At 62.0% G+C, this 15,462-nt stretch carries 14 protein-coding genes; 5 read left to right on the forward strand and 9 right to left on the reverse strand.

Annotation, left to right across the window (positions count from 1 at the left end):
- Positions 1–83 precede the first annotated feature (83 nt).
- Together EK373_RS22980 and EK373_RS22985 are read right to left on the reverse strand one after the other, a co-directional pair.
- A complete protein-coding gene (locus EK373_RS22980) occupies positions 84–806 on the reverse strand; it encodes a hypothetical protein (RefSeq protein WP_129646328.1) in 723 nt (240 codons plus the stop codon).
- 398 nt (positions 807–1,204) lie between these two features.
- The gene (locus EK373_RS22985) at positions 1,205–1,843 is read right to left on the reverse strand and encodes a HEAT repeat domain-containing protein (protein WP_129646330.1); all 639 of its coding nucleotides are present in this window, start codon (positions 1,841–1,843) and stop codon (positions 1,205–1,207) included.
- A 502-nt stretch (positions 1,844–2,345) separates the two neighbouring features.
- On the opposite strand from EK373_RS22985, the gene EK373_RS22990 reads away from it, so the two are divergent.
- Positions 2,346–3,329: an NAD(P)/FAD-dependent oxidoreductase gene (locus EK373_RS22990; protein ID WP_129646332.1), complete on the forward strand. Its 984-nt coding sequence runs from the start codon at positions 2,346–2,348 to the stop codon at positions 3,327–3,329.
- On the opposite strand, the gene EK373_RS22995 is transcribed toward EK373_RS22990, so the two are convergent.
- Positions 3,265–4,929, reverse strand: coding sequence for a RecQ family ATP-dependent DNA helicase (locus EK373_RS22995; protein WP_129646334.1), 1,665 nt, complete (start codon positions 4,927–4,929; stop codon positions 3,265–3,267). The genes EK373_RS22990 and EK373_RS22995 overlap by 65 nt on opposite strands.
- Positions 4,930–4,992: 63 nt before the next feature.
- Between EK373_RS22995 and EK373_RS23000 the strand changes: the two genes are divergently transcribed.
- Entirely contained in the window at positions 4,993–5,487 is a 495-nt protein-coding gene (locus tag EK373_RS23000) for a hemerythrin domain-containing protein (RefSeq protein WP_129646336.1), read from the forward strand.
- 33 nt (positions 5,488–5,520) lie between these two features.
- Here EK373_RS23000 and EK373_RS23005 read toward each other — a convergent pair whose 3' ends face one another.
- Positions 5,521–6,753, reverse strand: coding sequence for an acetyl-CoA acetyltransferase (locus tag EK373_RS23005; protein WP_129646338.1), 1,233 nt, complete (start codon positions 6,751–6,753; stop codon positions 5,521–5,523).
- A 171-nt stretch (positions 6,754–6,924) separates the two neighbouring features.
- Here EK373_RS23005 and EK373_RS23010 point away from each other — a divergent pair, with 171 nt between their 5' ends.
- Positions 6,925–8,385: a hypothetical protein gene (locus EK373_RS23010; RefSeq protein WP_129646340.1), complete on the forward strand. Its 1,461-nt coding sequence runs from the start codon at positions 6,925–6,927 to the stop codon at positions 8,383–8,385.
- Between the two features lie 7 nt (positions 8,386–8,392).
- Here EK373_RS23010 and EK373_RS23015 read toward each other — a convergent pair whose 3' ends face one another.
- The 4 genes from EK373_RS23015 to EK373_RS23025 are packed head-to-tail and all read right to left on the reverse strand — an operon-like array spanning position 8,393 to position 11,643.
- A complete protein-coding gene (locus EK373_RS23015) occupies positions 8,393–9,691 on the reverse strand; it encodes an ATP-binding protein (protein ID WP_129646342.1) in 1,299 nt (432 codons plus the stop codon).
- 2 nt (positions 9,692–9,693) lie between these two features.
- Positions 9,694–10,395, reverse strand: a complete 702-nt coding sequence (locus tag EK373_RS23020) for a response regulator transcription factor (protein ID WP_198683570.1) — start codon at positions 10,393–10,395, stop codon at positions 9,694–9,696.
- Complete coding sequence (locus tag EK373_RS33475; protein ID WP_198683571.1) at positions 10,392–10,811, reverse strand: DUF3019 domain-containing protein; 420 nt, start codon at positions 10,809–10,811, stop codon at positions 10,392–10,394. The genes EK373_RS23020 and EK373_RS33475 overlap by 4 nt, the downstream gene beginning before the upstream one ends.
- The gene (locus tag EK373_RS23025) at positions 10,783–11,643 is read right to left on the reverse strand and encodes a MipA/OmpV family protein (RefSeq protein ID WP_129646346.1); all 861 of its coding nucleotides are present in this window, start codon (positions 11,641–11,643) and stop codon (positions 10,783–10,785) included. The genes EK373_RS33475 and EK373_RS23025 overlap by 29 nt, the downstream gene beginning before the upstream one ends.
- Before the next feature lie 247 nt (positions 11,644–11,890).
- Here EK373_RS23025 and EK373_RS23030 point away from each other — a divergent pair, with 247 nt between their 5' ends.
- Both EK373_RS23030 and EK373_RS23035 read left to right on the forward strand, forming a co-directional pair.
- On the forward strand, positions 11,891–13,930 hold the full coding sequence (locus tag EK373_RS23030; protein WP_129646348.1) for a beta-propeller domain-containing protein: 2,040 nt from the start codon (positions 11,891–11,893) through the stop codon (positions 13,928–13,930).
- Between the two features lie 80 nt (positions 13,931–14,010).
- Positions 14,011–15,183 carry an acyl-CoA dehydrogenase family protein gene (locus EK373_RS23035; protein WP_129646350.1) on the forward strand — a complete coding sequence of 391 codons (1,173 nt, stop codon included), beginning with the start codon at positions 14,011–14,013 and terminating at the stop codon, positions 15,181–15,183.
- Between the two features lie 12 nt (positions 15,184–15,195).
- Here the strand turns inward: EK373_RS23035 and EK373_RS23040 are convergent, their stop codons facing one another.
- Positions 15,196–15,462, reverse strand: a complete 267-nt coding sequence (locus EK373_RS23040; protein ID WP_129646351.1) for a DUF4242 domain-containing protein — start codon at positions 15,460–15,462, stop codon at positions 15,196–15,198.

Here is a 15,462-nt window from a genome sequence, read left to right on the forward strand (position 1 = left end):
AGAAGCGATTTGCCCTGTTCCTGCGGTCGTCGCGCGTATCCGCGTAAGGTGATTGGGCCGCGTGAGTTCGACCACGGTCGAGCTTAGATTGCATCGACCAGCGTCGGATCTTCAACGGGACCTAGCGCCCGGCGGACGAACTGAACGATGGCTGTACCTTGCGTATCAGCCATCGCCCGAGCTGGCACTCCGGTCGTGTCGTCGCTCCACACTGTCCAGATCGCCAGCAGTCCCGGTAGCACCTCGACCACTGCAGTACAAAAGTTTGATTGTTTGTCGCATCCGACTTCGGTGGCGCCCGCTCGGAGGGCCATGTCTTTGACCTGGTCGTATTGACGCTCCTTGCCAACCGTCCAGTGATACTGGAGGAGATCTAGCTTGTTACGGTCCAAGAGCTCGAACCTTTCAGGCAAACGTCGAAGTAGGCCGTCATGCGTCCCGAGGCATAATGATTGCGACCACTTCCGCGCGAGCAAAGGACAGATATTGCTCGAACCTAGATAGTCGCCCGCATATTGCCTGATCACAAGTTCGAGATTGTCTGCTCTGGCGGGTCTTTTCGGATCGCTCGCCGACCGCGTTAGCCGATCCCTGAGGCTCTGTTTGGGCTTGCGTTCGCTCAGGTCAAACGTGTGGTCGGGCATGCCGATCGCAACGGCGGGAGTTACGATGTGTTGACCGCCGATCGTGAAATGAAGGTCTGAAGCAAGGAACTGTACATCGGGCGGCGGCAGAGATTCCGAGCACCCGGCAACCAAAACTATACAAAGTGCAGCTGCTACCAGAGGGCGAGCAAGATTTTCCATAGGCGATTTGCAGGCGATGCCGAACGGCTCGGCAAGGAGCTGACATTCCTTTGACGTCGCTGGGCATCCGAACCCGATGCCACGATTCTAATCCCGCCATCTCGGGGAATCTGCGATGAATTGTGGCAGGCGAGCGCGTAGTACGCCCACTGGGCCGGATCGAAGACGGCGAGAACGTACTGGCCCAAGATCGCTCAGCAGCCTTCAGTGGAAGTGGCGACGAAGCGCTACACGGTGTTCCTGCAGTCTTCATGCGGATATGCGTGCGGTGATCACGAGACGCCAGCTTTCGGACCAGAAGCGGACATCGACGCTCCGATTGCTGGCATTACCCGATGTCGGAATCGGAGTCCGTGACAAGCGTCCGCGAAGTGCTGCCAAGTCTCTCCAGCGCGTGATCAGGACCGCGTCGATCTCGAGTTCTGTTGGAGTGTGTCGAGGCTGTTCGCCATCTCAGGGCGAACTTCGTCGTCACTCTCGACGCCCAGAGCATCCTGCAGGTGTGGAATCAGAGTGTTGGCTTCTAATGGATAGTGCGCGAAGGCCTCAGCCACTGTCCGCCGTATATCAGCGTGCGGATGCTTCAAGTAGGGAACTAGCAGTCCCAGTGCCGCAAGGCCGCGCTCGCGAACGTCTGCAACGATTTGTCGTTCCCTGGTAATCCGCTGTTCGAGATCGGGAGGATGCGGGATCGGCTTCTTGGTGAACGGATTGAGTGTCGTGACTGCTTGGTGGGCCTCCCAGTAACCCCGTCCACTCAGGATGCACGCAATGAGAAGAGCGAGATCATCGCGCTGTGGCTCCGGTACTCCCTTGTTACGAAGGAGCTCAATGAGAAAGGGCAGTGCAAAGTCCGTGGCCTCGTAGACAGTGCCTTGGTGCCAGATGTTCGGAAACAATTCCTCAATCGCCCGTTCTCGCTCCGCCGGAGCGCCAGAGTACAGGCACCGAATCTGCCCGGGCACATCGGATGCCACGCCGTAGGCATGACTTAGGCGTTCCCAAGGAATTTCGTCAAGCTCGCTGATACTTGGCATCAACCCAGTTTACGCTGCGTGCCAAGAGATTTCTTGCTCAATGCAGCAAAGGCCGGCAGAGATCGAGACAGTGGAGCGTCCTCTTTGGGGTCGAAAGCTGCTGTCCGGTGAAGCGCTCCTGAGCGTTCACTAGTCTTCAGTGGACGCAGGCAGTTCCGATGAAGGGATTTGAACCTGCGCCTGTGGAGGTCAAACATTCGGTCTAGTGGGTCAGTCGGAGGAGTCCTGCGAATCAGATCGCGAGCGCCCGTCGGCTGCTCAGTGCGCGGGACTCCGTAAGGCGTCTCCGGGCGCTCGATAGGGAGCGCTCGGTCCAGTAGAATCAACGACTTGCTTATCGCGCCGGCGTCGGCGAGGGGCGCCGCTGCGTGCCGCGGTTGTTTCCTCCCTCTATATATATCTTCAGTCGCGCCTCTCCGTTGCGGCGCTCTATTTTGTGCGCCAGATTTTGGAACCTGCGTGAGGCCATGTAGTTGCTCAGTGAGGAGCGCGAGGGCGGTGCATGCGACGTTCGGAAGATTGGGATGTGGTCATCGTAGGTGCAGGGCCTGCTGGACTGAGTGCGGCGCTCGTTTTGGGGCGGGCGCGGCGTAGGGTGCTCATTTGCGATAAGGGTACGCCGCGTAATTGGGCCTCCAGGCAAATGCACGGATTTATCACGCGCGACGGCATCGATCCCAGAGAGTTTCGCGCACTGGCGCACGAAGAGCTTGCCCGTTACGACCAAGTCGAGCGGCGCTCGGCAACGGTGGTTGGAGTTCGTCCGCTCGCGGGCGGGCTAGGGTTCAAAGTGAAGTTCGCGCGAGGCTCGGAGGTACGTTCACGCAAGTTGCTTCTTGCAACTGGCGTGCTCGATCGCCTGCCGCAGGTGCCGGGCATCGAGAAGCTGTTCGGCACGAGTGTCTTCCAATGCCCGTACTGTCACGGTTGGGAGTTCCGCGATCGCGCAGTTGCAGTTTACGGGCACGGTAAGCGTGGCTTTGAAATGGCGAGGGCGATGACGGCTTGGACCGCCGATATCGTTCTCTGCACCGACGGCGAGCGTTTGACGGCGGGTGCTCAACGCCAGCTGCAGCGTAACGGCATCCAGGTTCGTACTGCCGCTATTTCAAAGCTCGAAGCCCGCAGCGGCCGATTGAAACGAATCGTATTTCACGATGGCGACGCGCTGGCGCGTGAGGCGCTGTTCTTCGATACGCCTTCTTCGGAACAGTCTGCCTTGTCGCGAGTAATCGGATGTGACTATGGGGATGATGGCGGTGTAAAGTGCGGCCAGTATTCCTCTACCAGTGTCCCTGGCGTTTACGCTGCCGGAAATATCACGCGCGACGTTCAATTAGCGATCGTCGCAGCGGCGGAGGGGACGCGCGCGGCATTCGGGATCAATCGAGCGTTGACTCGCGAGGACTTTGCGACACGGCTCAGATCACCCGCAGCTTCGACGCGAGAATCCGCTTCTCGCCCCGGCGCGGGAAGGAAACGATGATCTGATCGTCCTCGGCGCGGATCACCTCACCTTCGCCGAAAGTCCGATGTCGGACGCGCCGGCCCGATGCAAACTGGGATTTCGTTTCGGTCGGTGTCTCGACCGGGGCCGGTTCGACGTCGTGGACCCGCTCCTGCGGCCGCCTGCAATTGTCACAGTGGTCGCACGGGTGACCGCGATCTTCGCCGAAGTATTCGCGCAGCAGCTGCATGCGGCACTCGAGGGATTCGCTGTAACGAATCATCGCCTCCAGGCGGTCGCGCTCGGCTTGGTGTTGAGCGTCGAAGTCGCCGAACAGTTCGTCCAGTTGCTCCGGGCGTAAGTTTCCTATCGGTTGCAGCGCCCGGCCGGAGCGTTCCACCAGCTCCAGCTCTTCCAGCGCATTGATCAAAACGGTGACGCGGCGCGGGTGCAGGCTGCTTGCCTCGGCCAGTGCACTCATGGAGATGGGCTTGCCAGTGGAGGTCAGCTCGCTCAGTGCTTTCAGCAACTTCATCGCATCCGCGGGCCTCGGTCCCTTGCGGCCCAGAAAGAAGCTGCGGATCCGTTTGTCCTCCAGCTTATAAAACAGCACACACCGGGCCGGCTTGCCGTCGCGACCCGCGCGACCTGCCTCCTGGTAGTAGCTCTCGATCGATCCAGGATAGTGCCAGTGCACGATGAAGCGGATGTCGGGCTTATCGACGCCCATGCCAAAGGCATTGGTTGCGACCATGACCCGACAGCGGCCCGACATGAACCGGTTCTGTGCACTCGCCCGCGCAGCTTTGCTCATCCGGCCGTGATACCGCTCCGCGTCGATGCCTTGTTGTCGCAACCAGGTGTGCAACTCGTCTGCGCGACGGACCGTGGCGACGTAGACGATGCCGCTGCCGGAGTCGCTCGCCAGTAGTTGCAGCAGCGCCTGTTCCTTCTCCGGCCGGCTGACGGTGCGAATCACTTCAAAGAACAAATTTTCGCGCTCGATACCCGTTTGCACGACCAGCGGCCGGTCCAACTCGAGCCTGGCGCCGATCTCGTCCACCACTTGAGGCGGGGCCGTGGCGGTCAATGCCATTACTGGCGGATGACCGAGCGCGGCGATCGCCTGACCCAGCTCGAGGTACGCCGGTCGGAAGTCATGGCCCCACTCCGAGATGCAATGGGCTTCATCGACGACCAATAGCGCCACCTCGCGCTGCTGGAGGGGCTGTAAATGCTCGACGTTCTGCAGCCGTTCCGGAGTGATGAAGATGAAGTCGAGCTCGCCGGCGGCGATTTCGAGTTCCTGCGCCTCCTGGTCCGCCGGAGCAACGGTCGAGTCCAGGCGGGCGGCCTCGATGTTCGCCGCTTCCAGTCGCCTGACTTGATCGTGCATGAGCGCGATGAGCGGCGAGACCACGATCACGGCGCCACGTAGGAACAAGGCCGGCAACTGAAAGCACAGCGACTTTCCCCCGCCCGTCGGCAACACGCCGATCGCGTCGCGTCCGGTCAGCGCGGCTTCGATGAGCTCACGTTGGCCGGGTCGGAAACGCTGGATGCCGAAACGCCGCGCGGCCGTTGCTCGTATCGCTAGCCACGGGATCTGCGGGTCTGGACGGGAAGTTCTCTGGCTCACAAGCAGCGGAACGCGCCGCAGCCTTCGAACGTTGCGTGATATCTCAACAATGGAGCCAGCTCGATGCCAGCGAAAGCACGTAAGAAAGGTTCATCGAAAGCCAAAGCCGCGCGCCGCCCGCAGGATGCGATCGCGTTGCTGCGCACGGACCACAGCCTGGTCGAGGATTTGTTCGAGCAGTTCGAGAAAGCACGGGACGACAAACGCAAACAGACGCTGGCGACCAAAATCTGTCTGGAATTGAAGATTCACACGCAGCTCGAAGAGGAGATCTTCTATCCCGCGGCGAGACAGGCGTTACCCAAGGAAGAAGACCTGCTCGACGAAGCGACTGTAGAACACGCTTCCGCCAAGGATCTCATCGAGCAGATCGAGGCGGGCAACCCTGGCGAGGAATACTGGGAAGCCAAGGTCACGGTCCTGGGTGAATACATCAAGCACCACGTCAAGGAGGAGCACAACGAGATGTTCCCCAAAGTGCGCAAGACCAAGCTGGATCTCAAGGCGCTGGGTGAGCAGTTGCGCGCTCGCAAGGAAGAGCTGCAGAACACCATGTGAGGGACCAGCGTCACCTGCTCGTAGTGCACCGATTCAGCGCCCTACGATCAGGCTCACCGTTGTGGTCGCGCTGCCGCCGATGTTCAGCGTGGCGAAGTTCTTGGCGCCCGCTACTTGATACTCGCCTGCGGCGCCGGTCACCTGCTTGAAGCAGTCCAGCGCCATTCGCACGCCGGTGGCGCCGACCGGATGACCGCCGCCGATCAAGCCCCCGCTGGGGTTTACGGGAATGCGCCCGCCGATCTCAATGTCTCCGGCTTCGATCGCCCGCCAGCTTTGGCCGGGAGGGGTGATGCCGAAATGATCGATCGCCAGGTACTCGGTGGTCGTAAAGCAATCGTGCGTTTCGATGCCGTCGATCTGTTCGACGCCGGCAAGGCCGGCGCGGCGGAATGCGTCGGTAATCGCACCCCGCACGTGCGGAAAGACATAGGGCTGGCCTTCGCTGGTCTTGATCTTGGCGGCGTACGTGATGGGCGCCGTTCGATGTCCCCAGCCCTTGATGTAAGGCAGAGCGGCAAGGTCGCTGCCGAGCCGCTTGGCATACTCGTGCGCGCGCTCTTCTGAAGCGAGAAATACGATTGCGGCGCCATCGGTGATCTGGCAGCAGTCCTGCTTACGGGTGCGGCCCTCGATGATGGGATTGTCGAGGTCATCGGCGCTGAAACTGTGCTCCTTGAAGGTCCAACGGCGAGTTTGCGCATTGGCGTTGCGTCTACCGTTCTCGAAATTGATCTGCGCGATGCGGGACAGATGCTCCTGCTTCAAGCCGTAACGACGATCGTATTCGTCCGCTACGTCGCTGAAGACCTGCACCCAGGGGTAGCGAGCATGCTGGTACTCGTGGCCATTCCACATCGCCGGACCGCCGATGAGCTTCGCTGCCTGCTCGCCCGGCACATTGCGCATTTGCTCCACGCCGAGAACGGCGGCAAGCCCATACCGTCCTGCCTCGATGTCAGCACCTGCCGCGAGTAGCGCCAGGCTTCCGGATGCGCACGCGCCTTCGTGCCGCGACGCCGGGATGCCATCGAATCCCGGATCGCTGGCGGCAAACAAGCCGCCAAGGTGCCCCTGATTGCAGAACAGCTCGGCTCCGAAATTGCCGATGTGAGCGACTTCTATGTCGCAGGCAGCGAGGTGGATTTCAGCCAGGCCGCGCACGATGGTCGAACGCATGGCATCGGCGATCTCCAGGCCGCTGCGCGCCCAGTTGTCGGCGAAGTCCGTCTGGTAGCCGCCAAGAATGTAGACCCGTGACGCCATGGTCGTTGCTCCTTCGGTGATCGGCGTAACCTCGCGTATTCAGCTTCGAGACGCGTGTCGCCGGACAAACGAGGTTTTCGTGCGATAAGGCGGCAGTGGATGTTCGCGCGCTCGCGGGCAGTCAATTCACTATGATGGGAGCGCATCCATCGAGCATCGAGAAACCGGAAGATGAGCATGACGAAAACGGCTGCGCTGGCCCTGATCCTGGTGTCGCTGATCTGTTCTGGATGCGCGGCGCCCGGCGGCGGCGCCGTTGAAGACGAGCCCACGCTGATCGACGCGGAAGGCAGCTCTCCGGCTGAGGTGGCAGCGACGCTCGAGGAAGCGGCGCCCAGCCCGGAAGGAGGCTCGAAGCAGGAAGAGGGCGAGCTGCCCCTGGCCGTCGCCGAGTCGGAGCCCCCCAAGGAGGGGCCGGAGGAGGTGATCGTCCAGGGTCGCGTTCTCACCCGTCACCAGGTGATCCAGGATCTCGTTGCTGAAGCGCAGACGGTGCTTGCCGACGTCGAGCTTCAATACGTCTTCACCGGAAAGGGGAGGAAGCAGGTCCTGCGCGGCCGACCGGTGGCCTTTGCGCTATGGAACGAGATCAAGCAGGAATGGACCGTCGCCCAGATCGAGCTGCCGCGGCCGCCGATCAAGTGGCAGCCCGGCCGCCGGCCGTTGAAGTTTCGCACCCTCACGCCCGGCATTCAGGCGAAGCATGTGAAGGGCACCGGCGCCGAACGCTTGATGTTCTCCTTCTCGCAGGACGGGACTCCCTTGAAGGTCTACGGACGCAAGTTCCCGGTGTTCGACAACAATCTCCTCAAGCGCGGGCAGTGGCGCGCCGTCGCCCAGACCGCGAAGCCCATCATCTATCTGCCCTTTACCGAAGATACGTTCGACCCGGGGTTCGTCAACGGGGGAAAAGAGTTTCTCGTTGCCACCGCGCGCAAGGCGATCGAGGAATTGCGTCTCGCGAAGGTGCCGAGTGCGGCCTTTCCTGGGGAGTTGCTCGCCGACTCCATACCTTTGCAGGTAATCACGACGCTTGCGGTCATCGAGCAGACGGATGACCACGACTACGTGCAAAAGCAGACGGTCGCCTTCGATGAGGTGCTGAGCCAGTACGGCTTGAAGCAGGAGGAGGCGTATCGATACAGCGTCTCCAGCGCAAACGCGCTCGGGCCGATGCAATTCACCAACCGCCGGGGAAACGGGACCTATGCGCTCGTGGTCAGGCGCTGCCGGGGCGCGAATATCGACCCGGTCTTCGAGAGAGGCGCGACGAATCTGCTCAACGCCATGAAAGCGGCAGTCTGCCTGTTGGATCTGGAGCTGGCGGGGATGCGGGCGGATATTCGCCGTGCCTATCGTGACAACCCGGCCGTGCTCGGCATCTTTCCGGTCGCCGCGTACAACGGCGGGCCGCGCAATGTCACGAAGCTCTACCGTGTCCTGACCCGCATGAAGGTCAAGCTCGACGAACTGAGCCGCCCAGGAGTGCAGCTCGCAGGCGCTTCGGTGAAATGTCCTTGTGTCTGGAAAGCGGTAGGCGCCGATGTCCATCCGGTGACGATTCCCAGATACAACAACGAGAATCGGTGGTACATCGAAAAGTACCAGAGCATCGTGAGCCTGTTCGAGTGAGCGCGCGCTAGCTGTCGATCGCGCCTGCTACCGGCCACTCGATAATGAATCTGGCGCCACCGAGAGGAGAGCTATCGACGCTCGCCGCGCCCCCGTGCCATTCGATGGTGCGCTTGACGATCGCCAGCCCGAGTCCGAAGCCGCTGTGCGAGGTGCTGCGCGCGCCAAGTTGTATGAAGGAGCCGAAGACGCGCTCGCGGTCGGCCGCGGGAATGCCGGGACCATCGTCATCAACGTAGAGCCGATAGCTATCGGCCGCAACTTTGAAGGTTACATTGACGCGTTGTTTCGCGTAGCGCGTGGCGTTGTAGAGCAGATTGCGCAGCACTGTCTCGATGAGATGCGCGTCGCAGACTACGCTGTTGGTGTCTTCAGCGACCTCGCAGCTCAGGATGAGGTCATTGCGAGCGCTCCGCCTGACGGATTCGGTCACCGCCGGGACGACCAGGGTGAAATCGTGGCGCCCGATATTCAGTGCAACCTCCGCGCGCTCGAGCACTGCGTATTCAAGCGTCGCCGTGACGAATGCATTCAGTTCGGCGATGTCCGTGTTCAGGTGATCGAGATGTTGCAACAGTACTTCCCGGTTCTCGGCGCTGCGCGCCAGCTCGATCTCGAAGCGCATGCGCGCGAGCGGTGTTTTGATCTCGTGTGACATCGCATTCGCCATGTCTTTGTGCGAGCCGATCAGGGCGTCGATCCGGCGCGCCATCCGCCGGAACGCGTCGGCGAGTGAAGCGACTGGAGAGCGTGGCGAGATGTTGGCGTCGAAGCTCCAATTGCGGTCGCCGAATCGCAGCGTCGATCGCTCGAGCGCGCGCAGGTCGCGCCGGAGGGGCCACAGCCACAGCATGACGATGAGTGCTATGGCGGCGTAAAAAACGATCACCAGCAGCCATTCCAGCGGCGTGCGCCGCAATGTTTCATCCACGAATCGGAACGCGAGCATACGGTCGCTACCGGCGATCCGCTGTAACGCCCAGACCCGATCGTCCACGTCGCTCCACAGCGCAGGCTTGCCTTGCTCCGCGCCGGCGGGATCGATGCCGGTCAGCTCCTCCGGCTCCATCAGTTCCAGATCCAGCCCCGTACTGCGGGCGAGATCCGCGATGGCTGCGGGCCAGCGGTCCTGCGGCATCGATTGCAGCTGTTGTTCGACGATGGTCAGCACGGCAGCTTGTGACGGATAGCTGGCCGTCGGCCGGGCAGAGTCCGCATACAAGTGCCACAGCCGATCCTGCCCCCAACTGACGATGGCAAGCGTCGCAACGATGGCCAGGTAAAGCTGCAGGAAATGGCGGGCCATGCTCAGCCCTCGGGCGCGAACAAATAACCGTGTCCCCACACCGTCCTGATTCTTTCCGGCGCGCCGGCGTCGCCCAGCTTTTTGCGTAGGTGCGAGACACGCACGTCGAGCGTGCGATCGACCCCGTCGTAGTCGCGCTTGTAGAGCTGTTGATACAACGTTTCGCGCGACTGAATCTCTCCTGCGCGGCAGGCCAGCAAGAACAGCAGGTCGAACTCGTTGCTGGAGAGGGTGACTTCTTCGGCTCCCACGAACACCGAGCGCGACAGGGGATTGATGGAAACGTTTCCGAACTTGAGCAACCGAGGCTCGGGCGGCGCGTTGCTCTTGCTCCGACGGAGCAGCGCGTGGATCCTCGCCACCAGCACGCGAGGCTCGACGGGCTTGGCGACGTAATCGTCGGCGCCGAGCTCCAGGCCCACGACGTGATCGATATCGTTGTTACGCGCAGTGAGAATCAGAATGGGCAGCGTCGAGAGGCTCCGCAATTCCTTGCAGACTGCGAAGCCATCGCGGCCTGGCAAGCCGAGGTCGAGGATGACCAGGTCGGGCTTGTCCTGCTGAAGGTGGTCGACCACGGCCTCGCCGCGATGTTCGACGATGACGCGGAAGCCGTTGCCCTGCAGGTACGTGCGCACGAGCTCCGACAACCTCAGATCGTCTTCGACGAGCAGGATTACAGGCGGGGCGGGGCTGGCGCTCAATAGAAAATGCTCCACGGTTGCCGGCGCTTGCGTCGAAACTGCAGCGCCTTGCGAATGACGGCGATCGCTTGGGAGGCGAGCACGCGGTCGAGCTCGGTATCGCGCAGTTGCACCACGAGATCCTGGCTGAAAGCCACTTCCACGCTGTAGACCCCTTCGGAGTGTTGTTCCCAGCAGCGGCGAATGTGAGGTTGATCCACGATCACCAGGCACAGCGACTCGTTCCTGGTCGAGCGCCATTGCGCACGCACGGTGGTGTTACAAGTTGCGTCGTTGTCGGCGAGCGTGCAGACACGCGGGCGCAGCTGAAGCGCGATCGGTGGCTGCTCGGCGTCGGCCGCGGCCCGTGCCGAGACTGCGACGAGCAGGCCACACAGCAGCGCACGGCTAGAATACTTTGAAGTTGAAGCCCACAAATGCAGTTACCACAGAGGGGTCCGATACGATCGGGCTGTCGGCAATCTCGCCGCTGAAATATTCATAGTGAACGAAAGCACTGAGTGTCCATCGGCCGGACAGCACGCGTGAGTAACCCAGCTTGACGAACGGATTGAGCGCCGCATCGGGGCGATACAGGCCTTTGACGCCATAGTAATAGCGCACCGTCTCGGCGCTCTTCCAGGTAAAGCCGGCGTTTGCGACCAGAGAATGTTCGGTCTGGATCAATGGGGCGGAGAGCGCGCCCCGGATCTCGTAGCCATGGTGCCGTCCGGTGAGTTCATACAGGGCGCTGAGCTGTCCCGCAAAGCGGCCGTAGGAAAACAGCCATTCCGGTCCGGCAAGATAGGTCGTGCGGCGACGATGGTTGGGATATGTCGGCGGGGAATCGTCATCCTCGGGGGGAATGAGTCCGCCGCCTGCGCCTCCGCCCGCCGAACCCAGTGGACCGCTGACCAGGACGTTCTGTGGGTCGCCGCGGCTGAAGAACACGCGATCGTAGCCGGGCGCGGCAATGACGTTGAAGGTGTTCGCGACACCTTCGTGCAACGTAAACCCCGGTTCCAGGTTGTCCAGGAAGAAGCGCTTGCCGTAGTAGCTCAACTGAGGAACGACGACCAGCGGAATGTCGGCACGGCCTGCGATGGGGTTGGTGCGCACACCCGCACCGAGCGCCACGCTCAGATCCCACTCACCGACGGCTACGCAATCGGGTGACACAGCCGTGCACTTGCCCTGCGCCCCGGCAGGCAAGGGGTTGCAGGACGCGATGAGCAGAAGCAAGGCGAGTTTGCGCAGTGTCGTGTGCATTGGCGTGATCTGCGTGCGTGTGCGATCGAGTCGCGCTGAAGCTGGGATTCTCCCAGAGCGCACGCGGCCAGCTGTAAAGCTTTGGTTGCGATTTGTTACGCGAATGTACGTCGTGTTCGTGACCTGTTAACAGAGCGTGCCAGCTGTAAGCGCCACTGACAACCTTTACAAATGCGCTACGGATTCGCCGGCGACCTCTTTCTAATATTCCGGCAGCTGGCGGAAAAATCGGACTGGAGGACAGTGGATGAGCGCAGCGGCGAAAGCGACGGCACTGGCAGCATCGATCGGACTGGCGGGCTGCAGCGCCGGATCGAGCTCGAGCGGGCAGCCGCTGGACACCGATTATTCCGACCTGCGACTTGCGACATCGACCGACGGAGGTCTGCAGTATGCGACAAAGGACGGCAGCGTCCTGGGCGCCTTGCGCAATGGTATTCGGATGTCCCTGGCCGGCGCGCCGGAGATCGATATCGTCGGCGGACCCGCGGCAGTCGGCGGACGCGACGGCGGCTATTCCCGAACCACCGTCCAGGTGGCAGGGGTGGATGAGGCAGATCTCGTCAAATACGACGGCGAGCACGTGTACGCCGTCATCCCCAAACCTGTGCAATCCGCAGGCGCGACGCCCGCGGGATTGATACGCAACGTCCTGAAAGTTGTCAGCACGGATCCGACGACCGCCGGCACGCAAGTCGTTTCCGAGTTCACCCTGGCGGGAGAGCACAGCTCCCTGCCGCTGTTGTATCAAGTGCAATCTGCCAGCGGCGCCACCGAATACCTCGCCGCCGTGAGCCAGGACTATCGGGCCTGGTTGCAAGCCCAGCCGGTGATCGACGCGCTCGCAATCCAGCCGGATCGCACCATCGTGCAATTTCTCGACGTGCGCGATCCGTCGAACGTGTCGCAAGCATGGCAGATCGAGCTGGACGGTTGGCTGCGCGGCAGTCGGAAGATCGGCAATACGCTCTACCTCGTCAGCAGCTATCGGCCGCGACTGGCGGGTTTGGTGCTGCCGGCGGACACGCTTGAAACCAAGCGGGCGAACGAGCGGCGCATCCGCGAGGCGAGCGCAGCAGATCTGTTGCCCGGTTACAGCATCAACGGCGGGGCCGAGTTGCCGCTCGTCACGCCACGCGACTGCGTGTTGCCGGCCAATTTGTCGTCCGCGGACGCATATGCCGACCTGCTGGTCATCACCGCCCTCGACTTGAACGAGCGGCGTGTGACCGATGTCAACTGCGTCGGCACCAACGTCAACGGCATCTACGTTTCACTCGACAGTCTGTATGTGGGCGGCGAAGGCGTCGCTGCCGACGGCGCGCCCATGACTGTGTTACACAAGTTCGGACTGAACCGGGGCGATATCACCTATCGCGCGAGCGGCGCGGTCAGCGGCAGGATTGGTTGGACGAATGCTGCCTACTTCATGGATGAGTACCGGGGCGATCTGCGTATCGTCACGAGCCGCGCCGACGTGCACGGCCTGTCGGTGCTGCGCGAAACGCCGGATCGACGACTGGTCGCGATGGCCAAGCTGCCGAACACGCAGCATCCGCAGCCGATCGGCAAACCAGGCGAGCAGGTGCACGCCGTGCGTTTCTTTGGCGAGCGCGCGTACGTCGTGACGGCCAGACTGACCGACCCGCTCTATGTTATCGACTTGAGCAACCCGGTGGAGCCGTTCATTGCCGGCGAGCTCGAAATTCCCGGCGTGTCGACCTATCTGCAGCCCATCGTCGGACCCGCGGGCATCGAACTGTTGCTGTCCGTCGGCCGAGAGCTCAACGCGCAGGGCACTCGCACTGGCATCAAGGTCGAGCTTTTCGACGTAAGTGACATCGCCGAGCCGCGCTCGCTGGGTGTGCAGGTGTTCGGACAAATCGGCTCCTCGAGCGATGCAACCGACGATCCGCACGCGCTTACGCTGTTGCCGGTCGAGCAAACGAACGGCTACCGGATGGCACTGCCGATCAACGTGTTCGATACGCCGTCGTATGACGGCCGGTTCAGCTGGACATACAGCGCAGTACACTTGCTGGAAATTGATGACGTGGGAGGCGCAACACCCCACTTGCGTCTGGCAGGCGTGATCAAAACGGCAGGGCCCGACAGCTCCAATCCTTATCCGCAATACTGGGTGCCGAATCGAACCGTGCTCCACGACGAGAGCGTGTTCGTCGTGAACGGCGACAGTCTCATGGGCCGCTTGTGGAGTCAGGTCGCGCCGCCGCAGGCCGTCGATAGCCTGTTTGCCGTGCCCAGAGTGCACGGGGTCCGATTGTGACAACCCGATGAGCCCTCTGGTCCCTATTTGTGGCTTTACCCAGGCGAGAGACAATCACCCCGCCGCCTGGGAGAGTCAGAATGAGCCCGAGTACGCTGCTGAACGATGAAATGCTGGCGCGCTTCGCCCGGCGCGCGAGCGACTACGATCGCGAAAACCGCTTCTTCTCCGAGGACTTCGAGGAGTTGCGGCAATGCGGATATTTGCAGGCCGCCGTGCCGCGCGATTTCGGGGGGGGCGGTCTGACGCTGGCCGAAGTCGTGCGCCAGCAACGTCGATTGGCTTACTACGCGGCGCCGACCGCGCTTGCCGTCAATATGCACCTGTATTGGACCGGAATCGCAGCGGACCTGTTCAGGGCCGGCGACACCTCGCTCGCGTGGTTGTTGGACGCTGCGATGAAAGGGGAGATCTTTGCGGCCGGCCATGCCGAGAGCGGCAACGATATTCCCGTGTTGCTGTCCACGACACGAGCCGAGCGAGTCTCAGGCGGCTATCGCTTTACCGGAAAGAAATCGTTCGGCAGTTTGACCCCGGTGTGGACCTACCTCGGTATTCACGGAATGGATACGAGCGATCCGGGCGCGCCGAAGATCGTGCATGCGTTCATGCCGCGCGACACCGAAGGCTACCGGATCGACGAAACCTGGGACGTGCTCGGGATGCGCGCCACACGCAGTGACGACACGGTGCTCGATGGCGCGTTCGTGCCAGATCGTTACGTTGCCCGCATCGTCCCTGCTGGCGCCGCAGGAGTCGATCACTTCGTGTTGGGGGTGTTCGCGTGGGCGCTGCTGGGGTTCGGCAATATCTATTTCGGGTTGGCGCGTCGCGCCTTGGATCTGACGGTGCAATCGCTGCAGGGCAAGCGATCCATGGCGCTGTCGCGACCGATGATCTATCACCCCGAGGTTCAGCACCGGATCGCGCAGATGCAGCTGGCGCTCGACCCGATCGAGCCGCACCTGGAACGCATTGCGCAGGATTGGTCGAGCGGAGTCGATCATGGCGCGCTCTGGCCGGCGAAAATCCTTTCCGCCAAATACAACGCGGTCGAGAACGCGTGGCGCGTCGTGGATCTCGCGATGGAAGTGGCGGGTGGCTTCGGCATCTTCAAGCGCAGCGGCCTCGAGCAGATCTTTCGTGATGCACGGCTCGGGCGCATCCATCCCGGCAACTCGATGTTCACTCATGAGTTGGTGGGCAAGACGGTGCTCGGCATCAATCCGGATGAGACGCCGCGCTGGGGCTAACGCCACCGTAGTTCAGCTGAACATCGCGGGATTGATCTCGAGGGCAATCTCGCTGATGCGGTCCACGGGCAGTCCGGCGCGGCGGGCGTGCTCGCGGATCGCCTCGGCGCTCGGCGCATCGTACTCGCAATAGATCTTGCCTTCGGCATCCGAGACGTAGCTGCGAATCCAGCGCACGTCGGGCATGTCCTTGAGCACGTCGACCGAAAGGCGTCCCGCTTGATCGAGCTGCGCACGCGTGAGCGGGGGGACCGAGCGTTCGATGATGAATCGCGGCAT

The sequence above is a fragment of the Peristeroidobacter agariperforans genome (genome assembly GCF_004138335.1).
Classification (GTDB): Bacteria; Pseudomonadota; Gammaproteobacteria; order Steroidobacterales; family Steroidobacteraceae; genus Steroidobacter; species Steroidobacter agariperforans.